Source organism: Caulobacter segnis (genome assembly GCF_029543125.1).
Lineage (GTDB): Bacteria > Pseudomonadota > Alphaproteobacteria > Caulobacterales > Caulobacteraceae > Caulobacter > Caulobacter segnis_D.
Genome location: NZ_JARQWW010000001.1, coordinates 568,679 through 592,783, shown reverse-complemented (window position 1 = coordinate 592,783; position 24,105 = coordinate 568,679). Strand labels below are relative to the sequence as shown.

At 69.3% G+C, this 24,105-nt stretch carries 18 protein-coding genes; 9 read left to right on the top strand and 9 right to left on the bottom strand.

Features of this window, described 5'->3' with window-relative positions; all coding sequences use genetic code 11:
- The first annotated feature begins 488 nt into the window (after positions 1-488).
- The 3 genes from P7B02_RS02880 (at position 489) to P7B02_RS02870 (ending at position 7,595) form a co-directional block, all read left to right on the top strand.
- Positions 489-4,760, top strand: a complete 4,272-nt coding sequence (locus tag P7B02_RS02880; RefSeq protein ID WP_277784794.1) for a glycosyl hydrolase — start codon at positions 489-491, stop codon at positions 4,758-4,760.
- Between the two features lie 204 nt (positions 4,761-4,964).
- Positions 4,965-5,876, top strand: coding sequence for a helix-turn-helix domain-containing protein (locus P7B02_RS02875; RefSeq protein ID WP_277784793.1), 912 nt, complete (start codon positions 4,965-4,967; stop codon positions 5,874-5,876).
- Between the two features lie 186 nt (positions 5,877-6,062).
- The gene (locus P7B02_RS02870; protein ID WP_277784792.1) at positions 6,063-7,595 is read left to right on the top strand and encodes an amino acid permease; all 1,533 of its coding nucleotides are present in this window, start codon (positions 6,063-6,065) and stop codon (positions 7,593-7,595) included.
- A 13-nt stretch (positions 7,596-7,608) separates the two neighbouring features.
- On the opposite strand, the gene P7B02_RS02865 is transcribed toward P7B02_RS02870, so the two are convergent.
- The gene (locus P7B02_RS02865; protein WP_277784791.1) at positions 7,609-8,376 is read right to left on the bottom strand and encodes a response regulator transcription factor; all 768 of its coding nucleotides are present in this window, start codon (positions 8,374-8,376) and stop codon (positions 7,609-7,611) included.
- A 237-nt stretch (positions 8,377-8,613) separates the two neighbouring features.
- Between P7B02_RS02865 and P7B02_RS02860 the strand changes: the two genes are divergently transcribed.
- A complete protein-coding gene (locus P7B02_RS02860) occupies positions 8,614-9,168 on the top strand; it encodes a hypothetical protein (protein ID WP_277784790.1) in 555 nt (184 codons plus the stop codon).
- Here P7B02_RS02860 and P7B02_RS02855 read toward each other — a convergent pair.
- The gene (locus P7B02_RS02855) at positions 9,122-9,946 is read right to left on the bottom strand and encodes a DUF2306 domain-containing protein (RefSeq protein WP_277784789.1); all 825 of its coding nucleotides are present in this window, start codon (positions 9,944-9,946) and stop codon (positions 9,122-9,124) included. The two genes, P7B02_RS02860 and P7B02_RS02855, sit on opposite strands and share 47 nt — an antisense overlap.
- A gap of 205 nt (positions 9,947-10,151) precedes the next feature.
- Here P7B02_RS02855 and P7B02_RS02850 point away from each other — a divergent pair, with 205 nt between their 5' ends.
- The 3 genes from P7B02_RS02850 (at position 10,152) to P7B02_RS02840 (ending at position 13,812) form a co-directional block, all read left to right on the top strand.
- On the top strand, positions 10,152-10,565 hold the full coding sequence (locus P7B02_RS02850) for a cupin domain-containing protein (RefSeq protein WP_277785166.1): 414 nt from the start codon (positions 10,152-10,154) through the stop codon (positions 10,563-10,565).
- A gap of 125 nt (positions 10,566-10,690) precedes the next feature.
- Positions 10,691-12,556 (top strand): AMP-binding protein, encoded by a 1,866-nt coding sequence (locus tag P7B02_RS02845; RefSeq protein WP_277784788.1) that lies wholly within the window; start codon positions 10,691-10,693, stop codon positions 12,554-12,556.
- The gene (locus P7B02_RS02840; protein WP_277784787.1) at positions 12,553-13,812 is read left to right on the top strand and encodes an MFS transporter; all 1,260 of its coding nucleotides are present in this window, start codon (positions 12,553-12,555) and stop codon (positions 13,810-13,812) included. The genes P7B02_RS02845 and P7B02_RS02840 overlap by 4 nt, the downstream gene beginning before the upstream one ends.
- Before the next feature lie 53 nt (positions 13,813-13,865).
- Here the strand turns inward: P7B02_RS02840 and P7B02_RS02835 are convergent, their stop codons facing one another.
- The gene (locus tag P7B02_RS02835; RefSeq protein WP_277784786.1) at positions 13,866-14,570 is read right to left on the bottom strand and encodes an SDR family oxidoreductase; all 705 of its coding nucleotides are present in this window, start codon (positions 14,568-14,570) and stop codon (positions 13,866-13,868) included.
- Positions 14,571-15,034: 464 nt separating this feature from the next.
- On the opposite strand from P7B02_RS02835, the gene P7B02_RS02830 reads away from it, so the two are divergent.
- Complete coding sequence (locus P7B02_RS02830) at positions 15,035-16,207, top strand: dATP pyrophosphohydrolase (protein WP_277784785.1); 1,173 nt, start codon at positions 15,035-15,037, stop codon at positions 16,205-16,207.
- Positions 16,208-16,272: 65 nt separating this feature from the next.
- Here the strand turns inward: P7B02_RS02830 and P7B02_RS02825 are convergent, their stop codons facing one another.
- Entirely contained in the window at positions 16,273-17,586 is a 1,314-nt protein-coding gene (locus tag P7B02_RS02825; RefSeq protein WP_277784784.1) for a glycosyltransferase, read from the bottom strand.
- A gap of 222 nt (positions 17,587-17,808) precedes the next feature.
- On the opposite strand from P7B02_RS02825, the gene P7B02_RS02820 reads away from it, so the two are divergent.
- Entirely contained in the window at positions 17,809-18,756 is a 948-nt protein-coding gene (locus tag P7B02_RS02820; protein ID WP_277784783.1) for a helix-turn-helix domain-containing protein, read from the top strand.
- 31 nt (positions 18,757-18,787) lie between these two features.
- On the opposite strand, the gene P7B02_RS02815 is transcribed toward P7B02_RS02820, so the two are convergent.
- From P7B02_RS02815 to P7B02_RS02795, 5 genes are all read right to left on the bottom strand, one after another.
- Complete coding sequence (locus P7B02_RS02815) at positions 18,788-19,753, bottom strand: AraC family transcriptional regulator (protein WP_277784782.1); 966 nt, start codon at positions 19,751-19,753, stop codon at positions 18,788-18,790.
- Between the two features lie 133 nt (positions 19,754-19,886).
- Positions 19,887-22,163: a TonB-dependent receptor gene (locus tag P7B02_RS02810; protein ID WP_277784781.1), complete on the bottom strand. Its 2,277-nt coding sequence runs from the start codon at positions 22,161-22,163 to the stop codon at positions 19,887-19,889.
- Positions 22,164-22,519: 356 nt separating this feature from the next.
- Positions 22,520-22,858, bottom strand: coding sequence for a P-II family nitrogen regulator (locus P7B02_RS02805; protein WP_277784780.1), 339 nt, complete (start codon positions 22,856-22,858; stop codon positions 22,520-22,522).
- 130 nt (positions 22,859-22,988) lie between these two features.
- Positions 22,989-23,636, bottom strand: a complete 648-nt coding sequence (locus P7B02_RS02800; protein ID WP_277784779.1) for a phosphatase PAP2 family protein — start codon at positions 23,634-23,636, stop codon at positions 22,989-22,991.
- A 4-nt stretch (positions 23,637-23,640) separates the two neighbouring features.
- Positions 23,641-24,081 carry a hypothetical protein gene (locus P7B02_RS02795; protein WP_277784778.1) on the bottom strand — a complete coding sequence of 147 codons (441 nt, stop codon included), beginning with the start codon at positions 24,079-24,081 and terminating at the stop codon, positions 23,641-23,643.
- Positions 24,082-24,105 lie beyond the last annotated feature (24 nt).

Sequence of the window (24,105 nt, the reverse complement as noted above, 5' to 3'; positions counted from 1 at the left end):
CTCCCGTCTGTTCCGTCGCAACCCGGCAAGAGCCATTTCACCACGGCCTTGGCGGGGACGGCTTGAACGCGCCGCAGGGTCACGCGCGGCTGCGACGGCAGGATATCGCCAACCTCACCCGAAACGATCTAAGCGGCAGGGCGCCGGCCGGCTATCCAGCGAGGCCTCGGGCGACGACACACCTTGCCCGGGCCGCGGATCACCCTGCGCGGTCGGCGCTTCGGTCACCCGCCCGGAGCGCCTTTTCGCGTTTGAGCCGTTGCGCATCCCGGAGCCGATCGGCCGGTCGGCCCCGTGCGGGCTCGTCGCTAGGCCTATGAAATCACGCAAAATTTGCAGCGTTACAGCTGAAACCCAAATCCGATGGCCGCCCCAATTCGTCGGTCCTATCCCTGAGCGGAGCTTGACCGGCGTTGCGCGTGATCGGTCTCGCCCGGTAGGGCGAAGACGTCCCGACACGCGCCGCCCGAACCTAGGGGATTTCCATCATGGCGCAGACCAAGCCGATCGGCGGCGACAGCATTTTTCTTGAACTTCCCACGGGCGTTAAGGGCCCGATCATGAGCGACGGATCGCCCGCCGTTCCCAAGGTGACCGACGGCTTCACCGGCCCGGTCCCCACCCACGCCTTCTTCACCTCTCTTGCCTTCTCCAAGTTCGGCGATCCCCACTCGGCGCCGATGTACGCCCACCCCATGACCCTGAAGGCCACCGCGGCGGGCATGGAGATCGGCTACAAGCCGGAGCTGGAGATCCGCGATGTGGGCTACAACGCCGTCCATGGGGTCGATCTGACGGTCGGTCTGGCCGGCCTCAACGCCGCCGAGACGCGCCTGGCCGACGCCAGCGACTGGGCGGCCACCGCCGACTGGGCGGGCCAGATGCAGATGACCTTCGGCAAGGGTCTGCCGTTCACCTATGTCACGCGGACCGGCGACGCCGACGCGGTCATCAACATCAACGAGCGCCCGGTCGTCTCCATCGACAACCCCGTCGATCCGCTGACCTATGTGATCAAGGGCGTCTCCGGGCAGGCCAACGGCGAAGGGCTGAAGTTTCGCCTGCCGGTGGACGCCGGCCAGCACGTGGGCGACGGCGCGCAGATGCGGGTGTCCTACGACTTCAACGGCGACGGGCGCTACGACCGCGTCGAGACCTACAACTTCTACGCCACCGATCCGATCAGCGCCTACGAGGACTACACCGAGGCGCTGGGTCTGAAGAAGACCACGGGCGCCATGCGCGACATGACCAACGGCACGATCAAGCTTGAGGTCTGGCAGGCCCTGGGGACGGGCGACATCACCTTGAAGACCGACAGCGCCGACAGCTGGATCGATCCGCCGCTGTCGGGCCTCACCATCGACGGCAAGGCGGTCGACGGGCCGCTGTTCGTGCGCGGCGGCGCCACGCCGGGCGATGACCAGAGCGCTCTGGCGCCGACCCCCGGGGACGCGCCTGGCTCCGACACGACCTTCGTCGACGAGACGTCCGAGGGCGGCTACGCCGGCCCGGGCAAGATCTGGTACGCCGAGGACGGGGTCGTCGGCCTGACCGTGAACGGCGCATCCTATGGGGTTTTCGGCCCCACCGGCGCGCAGTGGTCGTTCACCGCCAAGGGTCTGGTCTCCGATCTGGACGGCAAGGATTACTTCTCCATCGCCGTCCTGCCTGACGCCTCGATCGACACCTTGATGGCGTATCGCAAGCACGCCTACGCCTTCGTCACCGACACCTCGGCCGATTTCGCCATCGACAAGGCGGCCGGCACGGCGACCACCACCTTCGACGTCGACGTCACCCTCAAGGAAAGCGGCGGGGATCTCTCGGCCGACCCGCTTCTGGCCCTCTATCGTCACCAATACATCGCCAGCCAGGACGAGCTGACCGAGTTCTCCTACACCTCGGTGCGCGGCGAGATGGAGGTCCTCGAAGGCTCGAGCTTCACCGCCGTCAACCAGCTCGATCAAATCCTCCCGGTCCTGCCGTTCGTGGGCTCCGAGGCTGACGCGGCCGAACTTCGCGGCCTCGTCCACGAGAGCCTGCGCGGCCTCCTCGAGAACGGCTTCACCGAGAGCAACGACACCTATCGGCGCGCCCGCGAGCTGGCCAAGTATTCCGACCTCGCCCAGATCGCACAGCAGGTCGAGTACGGCCGCGCGCGCGACCTGCTCGTGGACGAGGTCAGGTCCATGCTCAACGACTGGTTCGACGCCACCGACGGGACCGGCAACTACTTCTATTACGACAAGGATTGGTCGACCCTGATCGGCTATCCGGAGACCGAGTTCGAATCCACGACCTCGCTCAACGACCAGCACTTCCACTTCGGCTACCTGATCTATGCGGCCGCCACGGTGGCGCAGTTCGACCCCGCCTGGGGCGAGCAGCACAAGGAGATGGTCAACGAGCTGGTGCGCTCCGCGGCCAACTGGGATCGCGGCGACAGCGCCTACGACTATCTGCGCACCTTCGATCCCTATGCCGGCCACAGCTGGGCTTCGGGCCACAGCGCCTTCGCCGCCGGCGGCGATCAGGAATCGGCGTCGGAATCGCTCAACTTCGCCGCCGCCGTGGCGCGCTGGGGCGCGGTGACCGGTCAGACCGAGATCGAGACCGTAGGGCTCTATCTGCACGCCGTCGAAAGCGAAGCGGTCGAGCAGTACTGGTGGGATGTCGACGAAAAGGTCTTTCCCGAAGGCTTCGAGCCCAACGGGATCACCCAGGTCTGGGGCGACGGCAGCGGCCTGGTCACCTGGTTCCCCGCCGATCCGGCGCAGCTGCGCGGGATCAACATGGTGCCCATGAACGGCGGCTCGCTCTTCTACGCCGAAGAGGCCGCCTATGTGCGCCAGGCCATGCAGGAGATCCGCGCGGCCATGGGCGGCGAGCCGCGCGACTGGAAGATGGCGTTTTGGATGTATGAGGCGCTCGCCGATCCGCAGTCGGCCCTGGCCTCCTACCAGACGGACCCCGACTTCCCCGGCGGCACCGGGGAGTCCCGGGCCTATAACCTTTCCTGGCTGAAGACACTGGGCAGCCTGGGCGCGGTGAAGGCCGACGTGCGGGCTGACAGCCCCTATGCGGCGGCCTTCGCCAAGGACGGCAAGATGTCCTATTCGGCCTTCAATCCGGGCGGCGAGACGCTCACCGTGACCTTCACGGACGGCAAGGTGCTCCAGGTGGCGGCCCACAGCCTGGTGACCATCGATGCGGCGGGCGCGCGCCATGTCCTCGATTACGCCGACAAGGGATCGATCGATCGCCCCGCCGACGTGCCCGCCGATCTGCCGATCGACCCGCCCGAAGGCGAGCTGGCCCTGGTGGCCGAGCAAGACGGCCTGTCCCTGTTCATGGACCGGACCACCGGTCACGCCTGGGTGCAGGACGGCGACAACGACCCCATCGCGCTGATCCGCCGGGACTTCGGCGGCCGCGTGGACGTCAAGCGCACCGACCCCATGGGCGAACTCAACGCCATCGCCCGGGGCGAGGACGGCAAGATCATGGTCCTGGACACCAACAAGGTGGCCAACATGCACTGGGGCTGGGTGCTCGACGCCCAGGCCCGCTATGTGGGCGAGGTGCGCTATGACGGCGCCGCCGGCGTTCTGGCGGCCGAATTGCAGTTCGGCGTCGACGTCAACGGCGACGGTTTGGTCCAGACCGGCGCCTTGCGTACCGTGCGCAGCAACCAGGGCCTCGACCTCGTCGAGGACACAGGCAACGGCGCGGCCTATATCCGCAGCGCCGAGGGCGGCGCCATCAAGTACGTCGCCATCGTGCGCAGCGGCGACGAGCCCATCAAACTCGAACATGACGGCTGGACCCTGACCAGCGTCGGCCGCGATGGCGACGGTCGGTTGCGCGTCCTCGACACCAATCCCGGCAACGAGCTGCGATACGCCTGGATTCTCGACGAGAAGGGTCGCTGGACCGGGGAGACGACCCACACGAACAAGGACGCCGCGGCCATCGAGGGCGTGTTCAACCTCGACCTCGACGGCGACGGGGTCATCGCCGACGCCCCGATCCGGGTGATCGCCGCCAATGACGGCGTGCGCCTGCTGATGGACCCCAAGACAGGCCTGGCCCTCATCGAGACCGCTGACGGCGCGCGCATTACGGTCAAGACCGGGGCGGCCCCGGAGGGCGTCCTTTTAAGCCGCGGCGGGTGGAGCCTGTCGGCCGTCGGCGTGGATGACCAAGGCCGCATCCGCGTGCTCGACACCGCGCCCGGCGCCGAGCAGCGTTACGCCTGGATCCTCGACGACAAGGGCATGTGGGCCGGCGAGCAGGTCTTCGACAAGTCGACCATCAAGTCCGCCGAGCGACTGTTCGGCAAGGACCTCGACGGAGACGGCGAGGTGTCCGGGGCTCCGCTGCGCGTGATCGAGGACACGGGCGAGGTCACGCTCTGGGCTGACAGCCATTCGGGCAAGGCCTTCATCGTCATCGGCGATGGCGAGCCGATCGCCCTCAACCGCGAGGGGTGGGGCGCGGTGTCCATCGAGCGGGGGCCCTTTCGTCTGCTGGCCGCAGCGCAAGACGATCAGGGGCGCCTGCGGGTCCTCGACGCCAGTCCCCACGAGGCGCAGCACTACGCCTGGATTGTGGACGACAACGGGCGGTTCGTGGGCGAAGAGGTGTTTGCGGGGCCGGGCCTGAAGCAGGCGGAACTCTTGTTCGAGCTTGATCTCGATGGCGACAAGCTCGTGGGTCCGCCCGTGTCTCCTGTCGCCGAGCCCTGGCTGGGCTGAGCCTGGCCGGCGCCGCGGCAGCAGGCGTCGGGCGCGAGAACCGCAGCGGGAGCTCGCGCCTGACGCCTGCGCTCGGCCTCAACCGCGCGCGGTGGTGCGCGAACCGGTCTGTGTTACGGTGGTAGCCGAACAGCGTCGCGCGGCCCTTTTTCAGTCCCGGACCGGGCGCACAGGCCTGCTCGACCAAGCCCGCCCGCCCGCACGATGCCCGATCCCAAACACCGCCCTGCGCTGTCGGCCGTCCCGGTCGATCCCCTCGCCGACGTTCCGGAGATTCATGCGCCCACGGCGCAAGGAAGCTTTGTCCTGTCTCGCTTCAGACAGGCCCCCGAGCACGACGGGGTGCAGCTGGCCCGCCCGCCCGAGGCCGCCCACGTCCTGGTCGTGCAGCTGACCGATCACCCCGCTCACGACATGTGGATGGGACGCCGGCACCACAGGACCGCTGATCTGTCCGCAGGCGCCTTCCACCTCATGGACCTGAGCGGCGGCGCGGTCGTTCATACGCGCAGCGCCGTCAACTCCCTGCACCTCTACATCCCCGAAGGAGCGCTAACAGCGCTGGAGAGTGAGCCGGGCGTCAAGGCGTGGGCGCGGCTGCAGGCGACGGGGGAGTGGCTGCCGCCCGATCCGCTGCTGAGCCACCTGACGCCGTTGCTGCTGGCGGCTGTCGAAGATCCGTCGCAGCGAGACCTGCTCTTTGGTCAGCACCTGCTGCTGAGCACCGTGGCCCACATCGCCAGCCGCCATGGGGAGCGACCGGCCCGTCGCCTGGCGCCGGGGCGGCTGTCCGGCCGCCAGGTCCGCCTGGCCCAAGACGTCCTGGGCGCGGATCTGGGCGACAGCCTGTCCCTGACCGAAGTGGCGTCCGCCTGCGGGCTGTCGGTTTCGCACTTCGCCCGCGGCTTCAAGATCGCCACCGGCTCAACACCTCATGCCTGGCGACAGGCCCGCAGGCTGGCGCGCGCCCGCGATCTGCTCGCCACCAGCGACTTGCCGCTCGCCGAGGTGGCGCTGGCCTGCGGCTTCGCCGAGCAAAGCTACTTCACGCGCCTGTTCAAGCGCGAGACGGGCCTGACCCCGGGCCTGTGGCGGCGCGAGAACCGTCGCTACTGAGCGTCGTGGACCAAGCTGAGAAGAGAACCTCGGCGCCTCAGAAAACATCCAGGCGCCTCAGGGGCGGCCAAGACCGGACGGCCCCCGCTTGCCGATAAGCGGTGCGTCGCGACCACTCGCCAAGGGCTGCCTCCGTGTGAGCCGGGCGCGACGCCTCAGTGTAGTGCGTAATCGGGGTAGACCCACATGTGGCGTGTCAAGCCGCTGGACGCGATCATGGCCAGCGCCCGGAAGAAGTCCCTTCACCGGTCGCTCGGACCGATCCAGCTCATCCTCCTGGGCATCGGCAGCGTCATCGGCAGCGGCATCTTCGTGCTGACCGCCGAGGCGGCGCAAAAGGCCGGTCCGGCCATGCTGGTGGCCTTCATCATTGCGGGCCTGGTCTGCGCGGTGGCGGCCCTTTGCTACGCCGAGATGGCCGCCATGGTTCCGGTGTCAGGATCGGCCTACACCTACAGCTACGCGGTGATGGGCGAACTGGTCGCCTGGGTGGTCGGCTGGGCCCTGATCCTGGAATACGCCGTGGCCGCCGGAGCGGTATCGGTGGCTTGGTCGGGCTACGTGGTCGGCCTGATCGAGAACCTGCTGCGGATCGATATTCCGAACACCCTGGTCCGAGGGCCCCTGGACGGCGGCTTGGTCAACCTGCCGGCCATGGCGGTCGCGCTGGCGGTGACGGCTCTTTTAGTGAAGGGCACCAAGGAGTCGGCGGCGGTGAACGCCGTCCTGGTGGCCATCAAGATCGGGGCGCTCACGCTTTTCGTGGTCCTCGCCGTCCCCGTGATGAAAATGCAAAACTTCACGCCCTTCGCGCCGCTGGGCGTGGCGGGCATGTCCGCGGCGGCCGCATCGATCTTCTTCGCCTATGTGGGCTTTGACGCCGTCTCCACCGCCGCCGAGGAGACCAGGGATCCCCAGCGCAACATGCCCATCGGCCTGATCGGGGCCCTGTTGGTGTGCACCACCTTCTACATCATCGTCGCCGCCGGGGTGATCGGCACGGTGGGGGCGCAGCCGCTCCTGGATGCGGCCGGCGTCGGCCTGCGTCCCGGAAGCCCCGAACTCGCCGCCGCCTGCGCCTCGGCGGGCGAGGCCCGGGTGGTCTGCTCCAAGGAGGCGCTGGCCTGGACCCTGCGCCAGATCGGCTGGCGCGAGATCGGCAATCTTGTCGGCCTCGCCGCCGGCCTGGCCCTGCCTTCGGTGGTGCTGATGATGATGTTCGGTCAGACCCGCATCTTCTTCGTCATGAGCCGCGACGGCCTTCTGCCCGCCTCCCTGTCGGCGATCCACCCGAAGTTCAAGACGCCCTATGTGATCATCGCGATCACCGGGGTTGCGGTGGCCCTGTTCTCCGCCTTCTTCCCGGTAGGCGTGCTGGCGGACATCTCGAACTCCGGAACCCTCTTCGCCTTCCTCATGGTGGCTGCGGCGGTGATGATCCTGCGCCGCACCGATCCGGACCGCCGCCGTCCGTTCCGCACCCCGGCCGTCTTCGTGGTCGCACCCCTGGCGATCGCCGGCTGCCTCTATCTGTTCTGCAACCTGCCCGGCGGCACCAAGTTGATGTTCGTGGGCTGGGCGCTGATCGGGCTGGTCGTCTATTTCCTCTATGGTTACCGCAGGAGCCACGTGGCGCTCGGCCTGATCGATGTTCCCGAGACGGATCCGCAGGCGCCGTCATCCGAGGCGCAGGCGCCGGGCGCGCCGCGGCGGCGGTAAGCGTCGGGCAAGCTCAGGCCGCCGACCGCGCAGGCTCCTTGTGCGCCTGCGCCGCCGAGGGGAGGGCGGAAAGGTCGAAAACATAGCCGGCGCCGCGAACCGTCGTGATCAGGGCGCCGCCGCGGGCGCCGGCCTCAAGCTTGCGGCGAAGGCGCAGGACCTGCACGTCGATGCTGCGGTCGAAGACGTCTTCGTTGACGCGCGTGGCGCGCAAGAGATGCTCACGCGAAAGCACCTTGCCCGGGGCGCGGAGGAAGGCGAGCAGCAGGGCCTGCTCGCCGAGGCTCAAGAGGGCCGGGTCGGCGTCTTCGCAATGCAGGGTGCGGGTCAGCCGATCAAGTTCAAACGGCCCGAACGTGATCCGATTGGGCTGACGCACAGCCGTCGGCGCCCGTCTGCGCCGCAAGACCGCGACCACGCGGGCGAGGAGCTCGCGAAGGCCGAAGGGCTTGAGGACATAATCATCGGCGCCAAGCTCCAGGCCAAGGACGCGGTCGATCTCCTCGCAGCGGCGTCCGGTGGTGATGATCACCGGCAGATCGGAGCGGCTGCGGATCCGGCGCAGCAGCTCAAGGCCGTCCTCGGGCCCCAGATTGAGGTCGAGGATGACGATGTCCTGGCCCTGAGCGAGTTTGGCCAGGGCCTGCGCGCTTGTCGTCGCCAGATCCGGCTGCTGGCGCGCCGCGCTGAAGTATTCGGCCAGCAGGTCGCCGAAGGCGCGGTCATCATCGATGATCAGGATGCGGGCGGGTGAGGTCTCATTGGCCGGAGCGCCGGTCATCGGGGTGTCCTCCTTGTCGAGCACGACCCTCGGGCAGGGGCGCTCCGGGCGGCGACAACCTGCGCCGCACCGTGACGCCATCCGTCACACAGGCGGGCGCTTCGGATATTGCCGGTTTCTGCTCATTCCCGACTGATCCTGCGCGGATTTGAGCGACGATGAGCCACGAAGCGACCAATCGGGTCAGGTTTGGTCGCGCCGCGAACCTTGGACGGATGCGAAACGCGAAGGCTTCGCTTGCGGGGCGCAAAGCCGCTGGTTCCGATCCGCTGGCTGCGCGCCGACCGGCAGACCGCCTCCAACTCCTTCAGGTCCAGCCTCATGCGCATCGCATCCTTGGTTCTCCTTGCACTGGCCAGCAGCCCGGCCTGCGCTTCCTCCCGGCATCCGGACACCCTGGGCGTCGCGCGCGGCGTCTATGCGCCGATCGGCCGAGATTGCAGCAAGGCTTCGTCGGGCGACGTCCTCATCCACGACGGCTCGGGTCTGAGCGACAGCCGCCAATCGTGCCGGGCCAAGGTGCGCCGCAGAACGACTGGCGCCGTGGTCTTCGACCAGATCTGCCGCATCAGGGACGCGCCCGAGGGTATCTGGCGGCAGCGGCCCGTCCATGTCCTGCGCGCGGCGTCGCCGCACGGGTTCACCCTGGACGGTCCCAAGCATGCTCCGGCGGCGCGCCGCCGATCCGTCACCTATCAGCTTTGCCGAAGCGCCGATCCGTCCCGCGATCTGGCCGATGACGAGGTCACGAAAACCGCGCCAGGATCGCCGGCGCCCAGATCCGCACGGTGAACTCCCAGGCGCCGATCGCCGCCACCGCGGCCGCCAGCGCCATGGCGGCGCTCGCCGGCCAGGCGCTCTTGGCCGCAGGGCGCCCAAGATTGCGCACCGCAAGATCGGCCGCCGCCAGGTTGGGAAGATAGAAGAAGAACGACATCACCACGTCGAACCAGCCGTCGAAGCCCTCTGTATGGCCAAGCCCTCCGGTGAAGGCGGTCCAGAACCCGTACTCCAGCCGATAGAGCCACGAGCCGATCGCCAGGGCGAAGAGGCGGGCGGCCCAAAGTTGATGACGATCAAGGCGCCTCGCCACGGCATGGCGCACGGTCTGGACCGCGGCGATGACCATCAAGGCGCCGTAGAGGCCAAAGCCAAGGTTCATGGGCAGGCCGCCGACCGTGCCCTTCATGGCGATGAACGCCAGACCCCCGAGGCCGGCCATCAGGGCGCAGGCCGCATAGAGCCGACCCAGCCAGCGATGCAGAGCCGGCGCACGGCGCCGCACCGGCCCCAGCAGCTGAATGGGGCCCAGGAGGAGAATCACGCCGCCGGCGGCGAAGTGAAGCCCGATGGCGGCCGCCGCGCCTGGCCGGCCGGGCTCGTAGAGCTCGGGGAGCAGTTCGTTCCAGCGCTCCGGGGCGTGGTCGGCGGCCGCGCCGCCGTAGAAGGCGGCGATGTAGGCGGCGAACAACGCCGCGCTGATCCAGGTGATGGTGACCAGAACCGCGGTGCAGACCAGCAGAACGCGCTGACCAGAACGCGGTCGAAGCTGAAGCGGGGCGGCGGTCATGACGGGTCCTTCTGCCTTGCCCGCAGGTCGTCTGCGGCTCGCACCGCAGCGCTTGTCGGCCGCGCCGCAGCCGGCGTCCAGAGCGCCCCTGTTACGCCTGTAGGCGATGGCGCCCCTCGACGGCTACAGCCGTAAGCGGCGAGCCGCCGCGCAGGTGCGGCGCCGGTCTAGGCTCGGCGATCCCACCAGGAGATCGACCGTGACCATGACCCAGGATTCTCGATGCCGCGTTGTGCGCCCCTGCGCGCCCAGCCAGGGCAAGCAGGGCCTCGGCTACGCCGTCGGCGTCTCTGCCGAGACCACCGGCGCACAAGCCATCCATCTGCAGGTCGTCACCATCCCGCCCGGCGCAGCGGGAGCCGCCCACAGGCATGCGGGCCACGAAACAGCGATCTATGCGCTCAGCGGCCGATCCGGCTGCTGGTGGGGCGAGACCCTGCAGCACCACGACTGGGTGAAGGCCGGCGAGTATTTCTACATCCCGCCCGGCATGCCGCACCTGCCTTACAATCCAAGCCGCGACACGCCGTTCGTCGCCGTCATCGCCCGCACCGATCCGAAGGAGCAGGAGGGCGTCGAACTGATGGCGCACCTGCAGCCGCCGGCCTCGCCCGCCTGATCGCGCGCCGCCCCGTTCCTCGCCGACAGCAGGTTCGGACCAGAAGCGGCAGGACCGGCCTATCGGCAAGCCTGGCCGCGGCTCCATGGATCGATGGGGGCGGCATGATGCATGGAGTATGGCCGATGGCGGCGCGACTGAGACGAGAGACACTGGCCACGAGCCGCCCGGCGGCGCCTTTCGGCGCAACCTTCGCCGAGCCGCGGATTCTGCGCGACCGCACCCCCGGCGGCGACATGCTGCTGCGCAACGCCATCGCCTTCATCCCCTCTCAGGAGACCATGGTCTCGCGTCTTCAGCGGTGGGCCAAGGAACGGCCCGACGCCGCTTTCCTCAGTGAGGCGGCCTTAGACGGGCGGCGCCTCAGCATCACCTTCGCCGAGACCCTGGCCGCCGCGCGCGACTGCGCCGAGGCTTTGTCCGGTCTTAACCTGGGCGCCGAGCGGCCCTTGATGATCATCGCCGGCAACGGGATCGATCATGCCGTCACCCTGCTCGGGGCGATGATGGTCGGTCTGCCCACCGCGGTCGTTTCTCCGGCCTACGCCGCCGCCGGCGCCAGCTCGTGGAGCAAGCTGCCGGCGATCTTGGCCGACGTGACGCCCGGACTGGTTCTTGCCGGCTCCACCGAGATCGCCGACGCCGTGGCCGCCAGCGGCCATCCCACGACCACAGCCCTGCTGAGCGGCCTGGCGTGGCTCGAGGGCGTCCCGCGTCGCCCCGCCAGGGTCGAGCCCGCCATGGCCGCGGTCGGGCCCGGCACGATCGCCAAGTTGTTGTTCACCTCCGGCTCCACGGGCGCGCCTAAGGGCGTGGTCAACACCCAGCGCATGATGGTGGCCAACATGCAGGCCCTGGGACAGGTGTGGCCGTTCCTGCATTCAGAGCCGCCCGTTCTGGTGGACTGGCTGCCCTGGAACCACACCTTCGGCGGCAATCTGTGCTTCAACCTGGCGCTCTACTACGGCGGCGTCCTGCATATCGATAACGGACGGCCGACCTTCGAGGGCGTCGGACGCACGGTGACGGCGCTTCGGTCTTTGCAGCCGAGCGTCTACTTCAATGTGCCGGCCGGCTACGAGGCGCTGCTGCCGACGCTGGAGAGCGACCTTGAGTTCGCCAGGCAGTTCTTCTCGGGGGTGCGCTTCCTGTTCAACGCCGGCGCCGGCCTGCCGGAGGCGATCCGAAAGCGGCTGATCGCAGCCGCTGCGGCTGTTGTGCGTGACCCGCCGCCGATCATCGGGGGCTGGGGAGCCACAGAAACGGCCCCTTGCGCGACCGCGCTCTATTTCGACGCGCCCGAAGCCGCCGCCATCGGCGTTCCGCTTCCGGGGGTCGAGGTCAAGGTGGTGGCGAGCGGGGAGGGACGTGGGGAGCTGCGGGTGCGCGGCCCCAATGTGATGCCCTGCTACTGGCGTCGCCCACAAGCGACCATCGAGGCCTTCGACGAGGACGGCTTTTACAGGATCGGCGATGCAGGACGTCTGGCCGATCCCTCACGTCCCGACCTTGGCCTGGTGTTCGACGGCCGGGTGGCCGAGAACTTCAAGCTGACCTCCGGGACCTGGGTGAATGTCGGGCCCCTGCGGCTGGCTCTCATCGAGGCGGGCCGCCCCTTTGTGTCCGACCTGGTGATCGCCGGCGAGGGCCGTTCCGCCATCGCCGCCCTGGTGTTCCCCAACCTGCAGGCGTGCCGTGCGCTTTGCGAGCCCGGGCTCAGCGACGCCGAGGTGGCCCGTCATCCCGCCGTGGTGGAGGCGATCCGGGTGCGCTTGGAGCTGTTCAACGCGGGACAGCACGGCTCCAGCATGCGGCTGGCGGCCTTCTCGCTCCAGCCGGAGCCGCCCTCGGCGCGTCATGACGAGATCACCGAGAAGGGGGCGCTGAACCAGCGCGCCGTCCTTCGGCGGCGGTCCAGCGCGGTGGAGGCCCTCTACGCGGCGCAGCCGCTGGACGGCGCGGTGCGCCTGACCCCAAAGGCGGCGTCGTGAGCCGGCGAGCCCCGGAGCGGGCCGCGAGCCCGGATCGGCGCGAAAAGGCCGGGACGCCGGGGCGTGCGTCCTCATCCGCCGATGGACAGGTCCTGGCCCTGTGCTTCGCCGCGGCCGTGATCGAGGGCTTCGACCTGCAGGCCGCAGGCGTGGTGGCCGCCGGGCTGTCCGACACCTTTGGTCTGACACCCGGCGAACTGGCCTGGGTGTTCAGCGGCAACACGCTTGGCCTGCTGTTCGGCGCCGCGATCGGGGGCTGGGCTTCCGACCGGGTCGGCCGAAAGTGGGTGCTGGTCGCCTCCTTGATGACCTTCGGGCTCTTCTCGCTGGTCACGGCGGCGGCCCCCTCGAAGGAATGGTTGCTGGCGGCGCGCGTGCTCACCGGGCTGGGTCTCGGCGGAGCCTTTCCGATGCTGCTGTCTTTGGCCGCCGAAGCGGGATCCGCCGAGCGCCGCGTCTCGCGCACCACCTTCATTTCGGTCGGCATGCCGGTGGGCGGGGTCCTGGCCAGCCTCCTGGTCTTGTCCTTGCCCGACCTGGACTGGGAGCGGGTCTTCCACGTAGGCGGCCTGGCGCCCATCGCCCTGGCGGTCGTGATGGTCCTGTGGCTGCATCCAGCGCCGCTCATCACCGGGCAGGCGCAAGCGGCGCCGCCGCCGAGCCTGCCCGTGACGCTGTTCGCCGCGGATCGGCGGCTCATCACCGTCAGCCTGTGGGCCGCCTTCTTCGCCACCCTGGCGCTGCTCTATCTGCTGCTCAACTGGCTGCCCCTGCTCATGCAGCAGCGCGGCGTGGCGCGTTCGCTGGCCGTGGGCTCGGCCCTGGCTTTCAGCGGCGGCGGCATCCTCGGGGCGCTGATGCTCGGCGCCATGATCGACGCGGCCCGCCGAGGCCTGGTGGTGACAGTCACCTATGTCGGCATGGGCCTCGCCCTGGCCGCCGTCATTCTCGGGATCGGCCATCCCGTTGCGGCGGCCGCCGCGGCCGGCTTCTTCATCATCGGCGCGCAGTTCGTGCTCTACGGCCTGGCCGCGGGGGCCTACCCCGCGCTGATGCGCGGCTCGGGGGTCGGGGCGGCGGTGGCGGTCGGCCGCCTCGGCGCCGTGGCAGGCCCCCTGCTGGCGGGCGCTGTGGTGGCGCGTGGCGCGGACCCGTCGGCCTTCGCCGCCCTTTTGCTGCCGCTGGCGGCGGTCGGCGGCCTTGCCGCCATGATGCTCGTGTCGGTCGGGACGGGGCGGCAGACCTTGCGGGTCTGATCGCTTCGAAGGGGCGCCGGGAGGGCGACCGTGTTCGCCCTCCCGGCTCGGCTTCAGCAAAGATGGAACCCGCCATCCACCAAAAGCTCCGCGCCGTTCACCCCCGGGCAGTCGAGCATGAACAAGGTCGCCTGGGCGATGTCGCCGGTGTCCGCCAAACGGCCTGCGGGTGTGCGGCCGAGGACCTGATCGATCAAGGCTTGCGGCTTGGTCTCCACCGAGCGGGTGCCATCGACCGCACCCGGGTGGATGACATTGACGCGCACGGGTGCGAGCTCCACCGCGAAGGTCCGCGCCATGCCGACGGCGGCGCCGTTCATCATCGAAACCGTCGTCGAGCCCGGATAGGGACGCAGCAAGGCCACGCCGCCCATGACCACGATGGCGGCGCCAGGCCGCAGGCGAGCATGGACGGCTGCGACGACGGCGGTGTAGCCGAGCATCTTGAGGGTCACCGCGCGCTGGGCGCCGGCAAGATCGTACTGACGGACGCTGTTGTCGTCGCGCTCCACGGCGCTCAGCACCAGATGATCGATGTCGCCGACGGCCGCCAGGGCCGCAGCGACAGTCTGCGGCTCGGCAAGGTCGAGCCCGAGGCCGAGGTGACCTTGGCCAAGCGTGTCGGCGACGGCCTGGGCGCGGCCCGCGTCGCGGCCGGTGATCACCACGCGTTGGCCTCGGTGGGCCAGGCGCCGGGCCACCGCCAGGCCGATGCCGGCTGTACCGCCGATGACGAGCGCGTGTTTGGGTTCGGTCATGAAAAATCCTCATGTGATAAGGGCGGCCAGGCTGCTGGCCCGGCCTGCGGGACCCCGCAGACGCCCCGCTTCGGCCGGTCGCTGGGGGAGCCAAGGCAAGCGGGGCGTCGCCCGGGGGTCAGCCGGGCCGACGGGGCGCAGGCGCCGCCGTCTGCCCACACTGGCGCCGCCGGCGGCGCGCTTCGCGGCGCATTCTGCGCTCTTTGGTTCGATGCGGCGGCGCGATCGAGCGCAGGAAAGCACTAAAGCCCGCCGGGAAGACCGCGCCGGCCCCGCCGCCAATTGTCACAAGAGGCTGGTCGGAGGCGTTCCCCCTGCATCCGACGCCGGCGCTCCCTCGGCCCCCTTCTATCGGGGAGCCGCCGCCGGCTGGTCGTCGGCGGCGCTTCGTTGAGCGGCGATGGTCGACGGCCAGCCGTGCGTCCGGGCGCTCTTCATCAGCCCCACCGGACCCAGGACCATCCATGGCCTATGACAGCGAAACCACCATGGGCATGACCGTGATCGTGCCCGTGCAAAGCCGCGCGGAGCTCAAACGCTTCGTGCGCGTCCCCATGCAGCTGAACGCGAAAGATCCCAACTGGATTTCGCCCCTCGTCATGGAGCGGCTCTCGGCCCTGTCCGACGCCAATCCCTTCTTCGAGCACGCCCAGGTCCGGATGTGGCTGGCGGTGCGCGACGGCCGCGATGTGGGCCGCATCAGCGCGCAGATCGATGCCCTGGCGCCAGGTACGCCGGGACGGACCGTCGGACACTTCGGTTTGATCTGCGCTGAAGACGACGCAACCGTCTTCTCCGCGCTCTTCGAGGCGGCCGAGACCTGGCTGAAAGAGAGGGGCTGCGACACCGTCCTTGGGCCCTTCAATCTGTCGGTCAACGAGGAGGTGGGTCTGCTGGTCAGCGGCTTCGATGCGCCGCCGATGGTGATGATGGGTCATGACGCGCCCCATGCCGGACCGCGCATCGAGGCCGAAGGCTATCGCAAGGCCAAGGATCTGCGCGCCTATCTGGTGGACCTGGACAAGGACCTGCCCGAGGCGGTGCTTCGCCGCGTGCGGCGAGGCGCGCCCGAGGGCGTTGTCCTGCGCAAGCTCGACATGAAACGCCTCGAGGCGGAAGTGTCGACCTTGACGGACATCGCCAATGACGCCTGGTCCGATAACTGGGGCTACACGCCGACCACCGAGGCGGAGACCCGCCATCTGGCCAAGGCGCTCAAGGATGTCATCGACCCCGACCTGATCTGGTTCGCCCAAATCGACGGCGAGGACGCCGGATTCATCGTGCTCCTGCCCAACGTCAATGAGGCGATCGCCGATCTCGACGGCCGGTTGCTGCCCTTTGGCTTCGCCAAGTTGCTGTGGCGGCTGAAGGTCCGCGGGCTGAAGACCGCGCGCGTGCCACTCATGGGCGTGCGCCGCCGGTTCGCCGGCGTCCAGCGCGGCATGATCTTGCCCTTCCATCTGATAGATAAGGCGGCGACCGCCGCGCGGGCCAAGGGTTACCGCCAGGTGGAGCTGTCCTGGATCCTGGAGGACAACGCGCCGATGGTGAACATCTGCGAGCGGGTCGGCGCCGCCCCCTATAAGACCTATCGGCTTTACGAGAAGTCCCTCAAGACCAACCGTCGTCCCTAGAGACGTCAGCGATCGTTGGCGACTGCGCCCCCGCCGGCCAGGCCGTGCGGGGGCGTCTTGCTTGCTCACGCGCGCATCAGGCGCGCCGCCGGCGAAGCGGTCTTGTTCGTGGCGTCAGCGACCGCAACGTCAATCATCAGCCGGCTGTCATAGGCGACGAACTCCATCTGCAGCCTGCGCGCCGCGGTCCGATAGGCCGGATCGGCCAAGACCGCATCGATGGCGGCCGCCAGGGCTTGCGGCTCGGGCGTGTCGGTGCGCAGGTCGATGCCGGCGCCGCTATGGGCGACGCGGCAGGCCACTTCAGCCTTGTCCTCGGTCGTCCCGGCCACCACGACCGGCACGCCGTGGGCGAGGGCCTGCAAAACCGTGCCGAAGCCGCCATTGGTGACCAGGGCGCTCAGCTTGGGCAGCAGCCAGTCGAGCGGAAAGTAGGAGGCGGCGCGCACATTGGCCGGAAGCGGGCCAAGACCCTCGAGGCTTTTGCCGCCGCCGGTCACGACCACGAGGGTGTCGGGCCGATCGGCCAGCACCTCGATGGTCGGCCGGATCAGGCGATCGAAGTTTTCGTTGGCCACTGTGCCCTGGGTCACCAGGACCACCGAGCCGTAGTCGTCCACGTCGGCGGTCCAGCTTGGGAGCGGCGCATCGGTCGGGGTGGTCGGGGGCAGGCCAATGAAGCGGATGTGGCCGGGCATGGCCTCGCGCGGAAGATCCAGACCGGGCACGCCGAACTGCAAGTGCAGATCGGCAAGGCGCGTGGGCCCTTCCATCATCGGTACGAGGCGGCCGCCCACGCCCAGGGCCGCCAGCTGCGCTTCCAGGGACGCCTGGGCCGGCGCCGCCACCGCCTCGACCATCGGGGTGACGACATCGCGATAATGGGCGCGCACGGCCGGGTCGTCCGTGTAGGGCAGGCCCGGACCGATCGGGGCCCCGTCCTCGCGGGCCAGCAGCAGCGGGCAGACGCCGCAGTGGATGATGGCGGGCCGCGTGGGGTGAAGACCCATAAGCAGAGGCAGGGTGCCCAAGAAGAGGTGCTCTGCCAGGATCAGGTCCGCCCCCCAGCTGTCGCTGAGAGCCATCAGGGCTTCGGCCTGTTGCGTCATCGGGCCGACGAAGATGTGCTCGAAGTCGAAGCTCACCTGGGCCAGGCCCGGCTCAAGACGCGCCCGCTGCGGGAAATGCGCATCCATGTCCGCATAGTCGATGGCGGCGGGCAGGGCGCGCAGGACCAGGCCGGCCGCCTCGACGCGCGCCCTCTGGGACGCGCCGGTCAGGACCACGATCTCATGGCCACGGTCGGCAAGATGGCGGGCGACGCCAAGCATGGGGTTGAGATGGCCGGTGAACGGCATGGCGGCGATGATGATCTTCATGGAAACCTCGCAGAGGCCGGCGCTTCATCGCCGGACGTCGCCGAACCTCCTTGTGGCGGCCTGCGCGGTCTCGACCAGTTGCGCTCGAAATGGCGCGATCCTGCTGTGCAGCGCGCGCGCGCTACGGCTGTAACCATTCTATCGGAGCGTGAAATCGAAGCGCAGCCGCGCCGGCCGAGAACCTTGAGGGGCGCTGATCGCCCCTCAAGGTTCTGCTTTTCGATGCTCAACACCGCCCATGACCACACCCGCCTGGCCCATGACCGCCGCCATCCGGCCGAACGCAGCTTCGCGCCCAGGACGGCGATGTCGCCTCGGGTCGCCGCCCCCCGCACCGCCGCCGCGATCGTGCGGACGCGGCGCTCGATGCTTCGGGTGGAGCTGACAACCACCACAGCCAAGGGCCTGACGACTGCCGTGGGCGCGGCGCGGCGCATCGTCTTTGCGGGCTTCGGCGATGACGGGACCGACCCTCGTTTTTGCGTCCTGGGGCCGGGGCAGTCCCCGGAGGGCCGCTCCGACGCGCCGTTCGAGGCCTTGATCATCTCAATGGACGACAAGGCGGTGGAGGATATCGTCCAGGCCGGCGGGGTCAGCCTGGCGGCAAGTCTGGGCGGCGACTGCAGCTGGCGCGAGCAGGACGCGGTTCTGGCCGGTCTTGCGCCGCTCATCCGCGGATGCGTTCGTCGTGACAGCCAAAGCATCCTGGCGTTCGATCAGATCATGGCCGCCGCCGTTCTTCAGGTCGCCCAGCTTCATGGCGCCGCCGTTCCGACCGATCTTCGGCCCGGGGGCTTGGCGCCCTGGCAGGAGCGCAAGGCGCGCGACCTGATCCGCGCCAGCCTCGCCAAGGAGGTCACGGTCGACGACGTGGCCCGCGCCTGCAATCTTTGCGTCACCTATTTCTCCAAGGCCTTCAAGGTGTCCACCGGCATGACGCCTCACCAGTGGCTCCAGGCCTGCCGCGTCGAGACCGCTCGAGGCCTCCTGGAGGAGAGTGACACGCCGCTGGCCCAGATCGCCGTCGCCTGCGGGTTTGCCGACCAGAGCCACTTCACCAAGATCTTCAAGCGCGAGTGCGGGCTGGTGCCAAGCGCCTGGCGCCGGGTGCATCGAAGCCGAGCCGCCGCGCCGCGCCTGTGGACGGGCGAGCTTTCGGTGGTGGACTAGGGCCTCTTCCTCATCGGCTCCCCAGAGGCCTTCAGTCCTCGACGGCGCCGCGCAGCGGACCTGGCGCCCGCTCTCGCCGCCATCGGGCGGGCGTGGCGCCGGTCACAGCCTTGAACACGCGGCTGAAATGGCTCTGGTCGGCGAAGCCGCATTGCAAGGCCGCCTCGGCAAGGCTCAACGGCGTTCGCTCCAGAAGGTGCTTGGCCCGCTCGATGCGGCTGGCCTGGAGCCATCCATGCGGGGTCGCGCCCGTCGAGCGGCGAAAGGCGCGGGCGAAGTGGGCGGTGGACAGGCCGCACTCCGCCGCCATCCGGGCCACGCTCAGATCCCCGTCGAGCTGGTCGCGGATCATCTCCCTGGCGCGTCTCTCCTGCCAGGCCGAAAGGCCGCCGCGCACGATCGCGGACGGGCCCTGCTCGCCATAGCGGGCCAGCAGATGGACAGCGGCGGCCAGGCCCAGGTGGTCCAGGTAGAGCTGATCGGCGGTCGGGTCGGCGCAGGCCGCCGCCAGCAAGGGGGCCATGGCCTGCAAAACGGGATCGGACTGGGACCAGGCTTCAGGGCATCGCAAGGTCGCCGGCGGCCGCCGCCCCGCCTCGCGCGACAGCTCCTCCACCAGCGCCACGGGCAGGGTGAGGGTCAAGGTGTCCACCGGCGCGTCGAGGCGCGCCACATGCTCCTGGCGCATGTCGAAAAACTGGACCTCGCCTCTTGCGAGCGGCGCTACGCGTCGGTGCTTGCCGTCCACCCAAAGATCCTGCTCGGGATGGTCGGCGAACTGGAAGAAGGCTGTCCAGGCCGGCATCACCTCGGCGCGGCCCTCAATCTCGGCGTCGCCGCCGCTTTGCATGTGAAAGACGCGAAGGCCCGAGGTCTGCGACGCCGCATCGAAGCCGCGCGCGGTGGGCACCGGCGTCGTCAGGCGTTGCAGCGCCTCCACCTTGGCCATGAGAACCTCGGATGACGGGTCGACCGCTTCGGTTGCGGCTAGAACCACAATGCAGCTTTGCGAGGGGTTCGCACCTGAATTGTGGCGACTTGCACTCAAAGCGCCGTGAGGCGCCCGGCCGGCGGGCGATCACGTGCGCCGGGGCGGCCCCCGCCGGCGATCCGGCGGGGGCCGCCCCGGCCTAGAAGCGGCGTTCGAGGGAGATCCCGATCTCGCGGGGGCGGCCATAGGCGCCTTCGGTGATCGAGCCGAAGGCCGGGCTCGCAGCGTTTCCGGACACCAGATAGGTCTCGTCGGTCAGGTTGTTGACGAAGATCGCCGCCTGCCATGCGTCGTCGTCGTCCCGCCAGCCGAGGCGGGCGTTGAACAGGCTGTAGGCGCTTTGCGAGATCAATGGCGAGTTGGCGGCATCGAAGTGCTGGCGATCGACGTAGGACCAGTCGCCACGAACGTGGAATTGGCCGTAGGAGGTTGCGACGCTCTGTTCGACCGCCAAGGCGCCCGTCCATTGCGGGGCGCGCACCAGACGGCTGTCGCGGGTGATCGGCAAGGTGAGCCCCCCCTGGCCGACCCTGGTGTAGCGCGCGTGGTTGTGGCCGACCGAGCCTTCGATGAGCAAGCCGCGCCACGGGGCGGCGCGCCATTCCAGCTCAAGTCCGCGCAGACGCGCCTCCGCGGCGTTGCCTACGAAGTTGGCCGGCGTGCGGTTCACCGTGACCTGGATGTCTTCATACTCCATCCAAAAGCCCGTGAGCTGCGTCTCAAGCCGCCCGTCCAGCCAGCGGCTCTTGATCCCCGCCTCATAGCTCCAGACCGTCTCAGGATCGAAGCGGGCGATGTCGGCCGGCCCGCTGGTGGCCCGTCCGTTGAAGCCGCCGCTCTTGAAGCCCTTGGAGGCGTTCGCGTAGGCGAAGTGATCGCCGGTGACCGCGTACTGCAGGCCGAGGGTGGGCGACAGGTCGTCCCACGCCCCTCGAAGCGGATAGCGCCCCCACAAAAGCTCAAGATCACGTGGATCGACGATGAAGGTGCGCGACACCTTGCGCTGCTCGGAGACCTGGAAGCGCTTTTCGTCACGGCTGTAGCGCAGGCCCAAGGTGGCGCTCAGCCTGTCGGTGAGCGCCAGGCGACCGTGGGCGAAGGCCCCGTAGCTGAGAGTGTTCATCTTGTTGTACTGCCGAAAGACCAGCTCCAGGGCCGTGTTGGGCCGCAGCACCGGATCATAGACTCCGCTGGCCAGGACGATCTGGCTGTCCTGGGCGGCGATCTCGCGCCCGGCATAGAGCCCCGTCAGCCACTCCAGCCGGCCGTCGAACACCTCGCCGCTCAGCTGCAGCTCCTGGCTGATCTGTTCCTGCTGCACGGAATCGGAGGTCTCCCGGAAGGTGAAGGGGGTGTTGTCGCCGTCGCGCGAGAAGAGGGCGTTCAGGCGCCGATAGGCGGTGATCGACTTGACCGTCACCGCGTCGCTGGGGCGCCACTGCGCCGTCACGGCAAGCCCGCCCTGATCGAGGGTGTTGCGGTTCGGCCCTGTCGCCCAGGTGGTGAAGGGATCGCCGGTGACGAAGGAGGCGTTGAGCGCTGCGGCGCCGTCCGGGGCGCGGATGCCTGTACGCGGCGCCACCGCCGCGTTGAACACGTCCAGGAACGGCGCGCCGCGCGGGGCCACCTGCAGCAGGGTCAAAGCGGCCGATTCCTGGTCGGCGCGGGTCAGGTCCAAGCCGACCTGCACCGACAGGTCCGCGTCCGGCTCGTAGAGCACCGAGCCCTTGGCGGTGAACACGCCCTTGCCGCCCTGGCGGGCGCCGTCCGCCAGGCGTTTGACATAGCCGTCGCGCTCGAAGCGTCCCACCGCGAGCCGGGCGCTGAGGCTTTGCGCCACGCCGCCACCGACCACAGCGGTGACGTCCCGGCGGCCATAGTCGCCGACCACGGCGGCGAAGCGCGCGCTCGGCTCCTGGCTTGGCCGTCGCGAAATGACATTGAGCACGCCGCCCACGGCGTTCTTGCCGAACAGGGCGCCTTGCGGGCCGCGCAGCACCTCCACGCGTTCGACGTCGAGCAATTCAAGGATCGCCCCGGTGGATCGGCCCAGATAGACCCCGTCGAGATAGATGCCGACGCCCGGCTCATTGAAGATCGACGCATCGTTCTGCCCGATCCCTCGGATGAACGGGGTGGCGTTGAAGGCGCCGCCCGACAGGGGCGCGGCGCCCTCCAACTGCAGGTTCGGGATGATCCTGGCCAGCGACGAGACGTCCTCGGCGCCACGGGCGATCAAGGCCTCGCCTGTAACCGCCGTCACCGCCAGGGGTGTTGTCGCAACCGACGCTTGGCGACGTTCGGCGGTGATGATCACCGGCTCGAGCGCATCGGCCTCGGCGGCGTGGGCCGCGCCGGCGCCAAGAATGGCGCACGTCGCCGCGGCGACGACGGAACAGGAGTGTAGTGAAGACATGGATGCAGACGTCCCGACCAGGCCGCGGCCGCGACGGCGTCTGGAGGCTGGCGAAAACTAGCGCGGCGGCGCTTGGGTAGCGTCTTGCGGCGCCGGCTTGCTTGGTCGGACGTGGCCTGGTTCGGCGGCTCCTGCGGTTGCAGGCCGGGCAGAGATTTTGATGGCCCGGTGTCATGCGGCGGGACGCCCAGACGTCCCGCCGCAACCGACCCGAGGACGTTTGAATCGGCGGCGCTCTCTCGTTCGCCGCCGCCGTCCCCGCGCCGTGAGGCGGACCTCCCCGTCCGCCCCTTGAGAGCCGCCGGTCGCCGGTCTGCGCCGGCTCGCCGACAGCGCGTCCCGTCGCGGCGGTGTTCCTAAAGCGCCGCTGCGCCTGCCTCGCCGGTGCGGATGCGCATGGCCTCGACCACCTCGGTGACGAAAACCTTGCCGTCGCCGATGCGGCCGGTGGCGGCCGCGGCGCGCAGGGCCCGCAGGGCGGGTTCGACGACTGGGTCGTTGACCACCGCGTCGAGGCGCACCTTCGGCACGAACGTGACCTTGTACTCCTCGCCGCGATGAATCTCGGTCTTGCCCAGCTGACGGCCGCAGCCGCGCACCTCGCTGACCGTAAGCCCCTCGGCGCCCGCATCCATAAGGGCGGCGCGGGCGTCCTCCAGCTTGAAGGGCTTGATGAAGGCGGTGATCATCTTCATGGCGTTTCGGGCCGAGCCGGCCTCTCCCTGATCGTCTTGCTCTGTGCTGTCGTGGCTTTATGAGGCGGCCGCGGAGCCGGGCTTGGCCGATCCTGTGGTCTCTCGCGCAATCCTGGCGTCACGCCCCCGGTCAAAGGGCGACAGGCGAGGGACGTCCGCGCCGGGCATTGGCGCCGAGAGCCGCTGCGCCCGCCACCGCCGCCCCCAACGCCAGGCCGCCGCCTACGTCGCTGGGCCAGTGGCGTCCGAGCGCCACCCCGGCCACAGCGGTGAAGAGGGCGGCCACGATCGCTGCGGTCACGGTGGGGAGGCGCAGGCGAGGAGCCTGGCGCGTCAGCAGCAGGGCCAGCGTCAACCAGACCGCCGCGGCCATGGCGCTGTGGGTGGAGGGAAAGCTGGCCCCGGCTTCAAAGGCCCCGGGAGGGCGCGGCCGGTCGAAGACCGCCTTGAGCACAAAGCTGGCGCCCAGGCTGGTGAGCCCGGCGCCCCATAGCGCCAGACAGGCGCGCGCCTGCCGACGGGCGGCGTCGACGGCCGTGACCAGCGCGCAGACGACCGCCAGCACCCTCACATCGCCAAGGATCGACCAGGCCGGCAAGAAGGCGGCGCCGCAAAGCGCCGCCATGACCGCCTGCCGACCGCGCTCGTCCCAGCCTGCAGCGTCCACTCTCGCCAGCGCCATGAACACGCAAAGCAGGCCCGCGCCGGTGAAGACGCAGACGCGGGCGGCGGTCGGGGCGTCATGACCGGCGTCGATGAAGGGCTGATGGACGCGCAAGGGGTTAGCGCAGCGCGGCGGCGTCGGAGATGGCGCAGCGGCGGAAACGCGTGGTCTTGCGGACGCTGGGGGTTTTGCCGGCCGGGTGGCTGTAGACGTCGATCAGCTCGAAGCTGTCGTGGCTGGTGACCCGCAGCAAGGACTGCGAGCTCTTCGGGGTCGATCCTTGGCCAGCCGTGCAATGTTGGCGCAGGCGATGCTCCGCGCCACGGCTCCAAACCACCTGCGAGCGGCAGCTGCGTCCGGCCGGCCCGCTGAGATTGTCGCCGTCGAATGTGCGGAAGGCCTTGGCGGGCGCGTCGCGGCACTCGCCGCGGGAATGGACATAGACCCCGGGGCTCAGGTCGGCCGAGAGGCTTGTGGCGCGGGGCGGGGACGCGGCGAAGGCGGCGGTGGCGGCCAAGGTGACAGCGGCGCCGGCGAGCCAGGCGGTTTTATGAGTCATGGGTGTGGTTCCGTTGCGTTTTGC

What these genes read in the sequence shown, in the direction of transcription:
- P7B02_RS02880 (WP_277784794.1), top strand. Translation starts at nt 489, where the DNA reads ATGGCGCAGACCAAGCCGATCGGCGGCGACAGCATTTTTCTTGAACTT.
- P7B02_RS02875 (WP_277784793.1), top strand. Translation starts at nt 4,965, where the DNA reads ATGCCCGATCCCAAACACCGCCCTGCGCTGTCGGCCGTCCCGGTCGAT.
- P7B02_RS02870 (WP_277784792.1), top strand. Translation starts at nt 6,063, where the DNA reads ATGTGGCGTGTCAAGCCGCTGGACGCGATCATGGCCAGCGCCCGGAAG.
- P7B02_RS02865 (WP_277784791.1), bottom strand. Translation starts at nt 8,376, where the DNA reads ATGACCGGCGCTCCGGCCAATGAGACCTCACCCGCCCGCATCCTGATC.
- P7B02_RS02855 (WP_277784789.1), bottom strand. Translation starts at nt 9,946, where the DNA reads ATGACCGCCGCCCCGCTTCAGCTTCGACCGCGTTCTGGTCAGCGCGTT.
- P7B02_RS02850 (WP_277785166.1), top strand. Translation starts at nt 10,152, where the DNA reads ATGACCCAGGATTCTCGATGCCGCGTTGTGCGCCCCTGCGCGCCCAGC.
- P7B02_RS02845 (WP_277784788.1), top strand. Translation starts at nt 10,691, where the DNA reads ATGGCGGCGCGACTGAGACGAGAGACACTGGCCACGAGCCGCCCGGCG.
- P7B02_RS02835 (WP_277784786.1), bottom strand. Translation starts at nt 14,570, where the DNA reads ATGACCGAACCCAAACACGCGCTCGTCATCGGCGGTACAGCCGGCATC.
- P7B02_RS02830 (WP_277784785.1), top strand. Translation starts at nt 15,035, where the DNA reads ATGGCCTATGACAGCGAAACCACCATGGGCATGACCGTGATCGTGCCC.
- P7B02_RS02825 (WP_277784784.1), bottom strand. Translation starts at nt 17,586, where the DNA reads ATGAAGATCATCATCGCCGCCATGCCGTTCACCGGCCATCTCAACCCC.
- P7B02_RS02820 (WP_277784783.1), top strand. Translation starts at nt 17,809, where the DNA reads ATGCTCAACACCGCCCATGACCACACCCGCCTGGCCCATGACCGCCGC.
- P7B02_RS02810 (WP_277784781.1), bottom strand. Translation starts at nt 22,163, where the DNA reads ATGTCTTCACTACACTCCTGTTCCGTCGTCGCCGCGGCGACGTGCGCC.
- P7B02_RS02805 (WP_277784780.1), bottom strand. Translation starts at nt 22,858, where the DNA reads ATGAAGATGATCACCGCCTTCATCAAGCCCTTCAAGCTGGAGGACGCC.
- P7B02_RS02795 (WP_277784778.1), bottom strand. Translation starts at nt 24,081, where the DNA reads ATGACTCATAAAACCGCCTGGCTCGCCGGCGCCGCTGTCACCTTGGCC.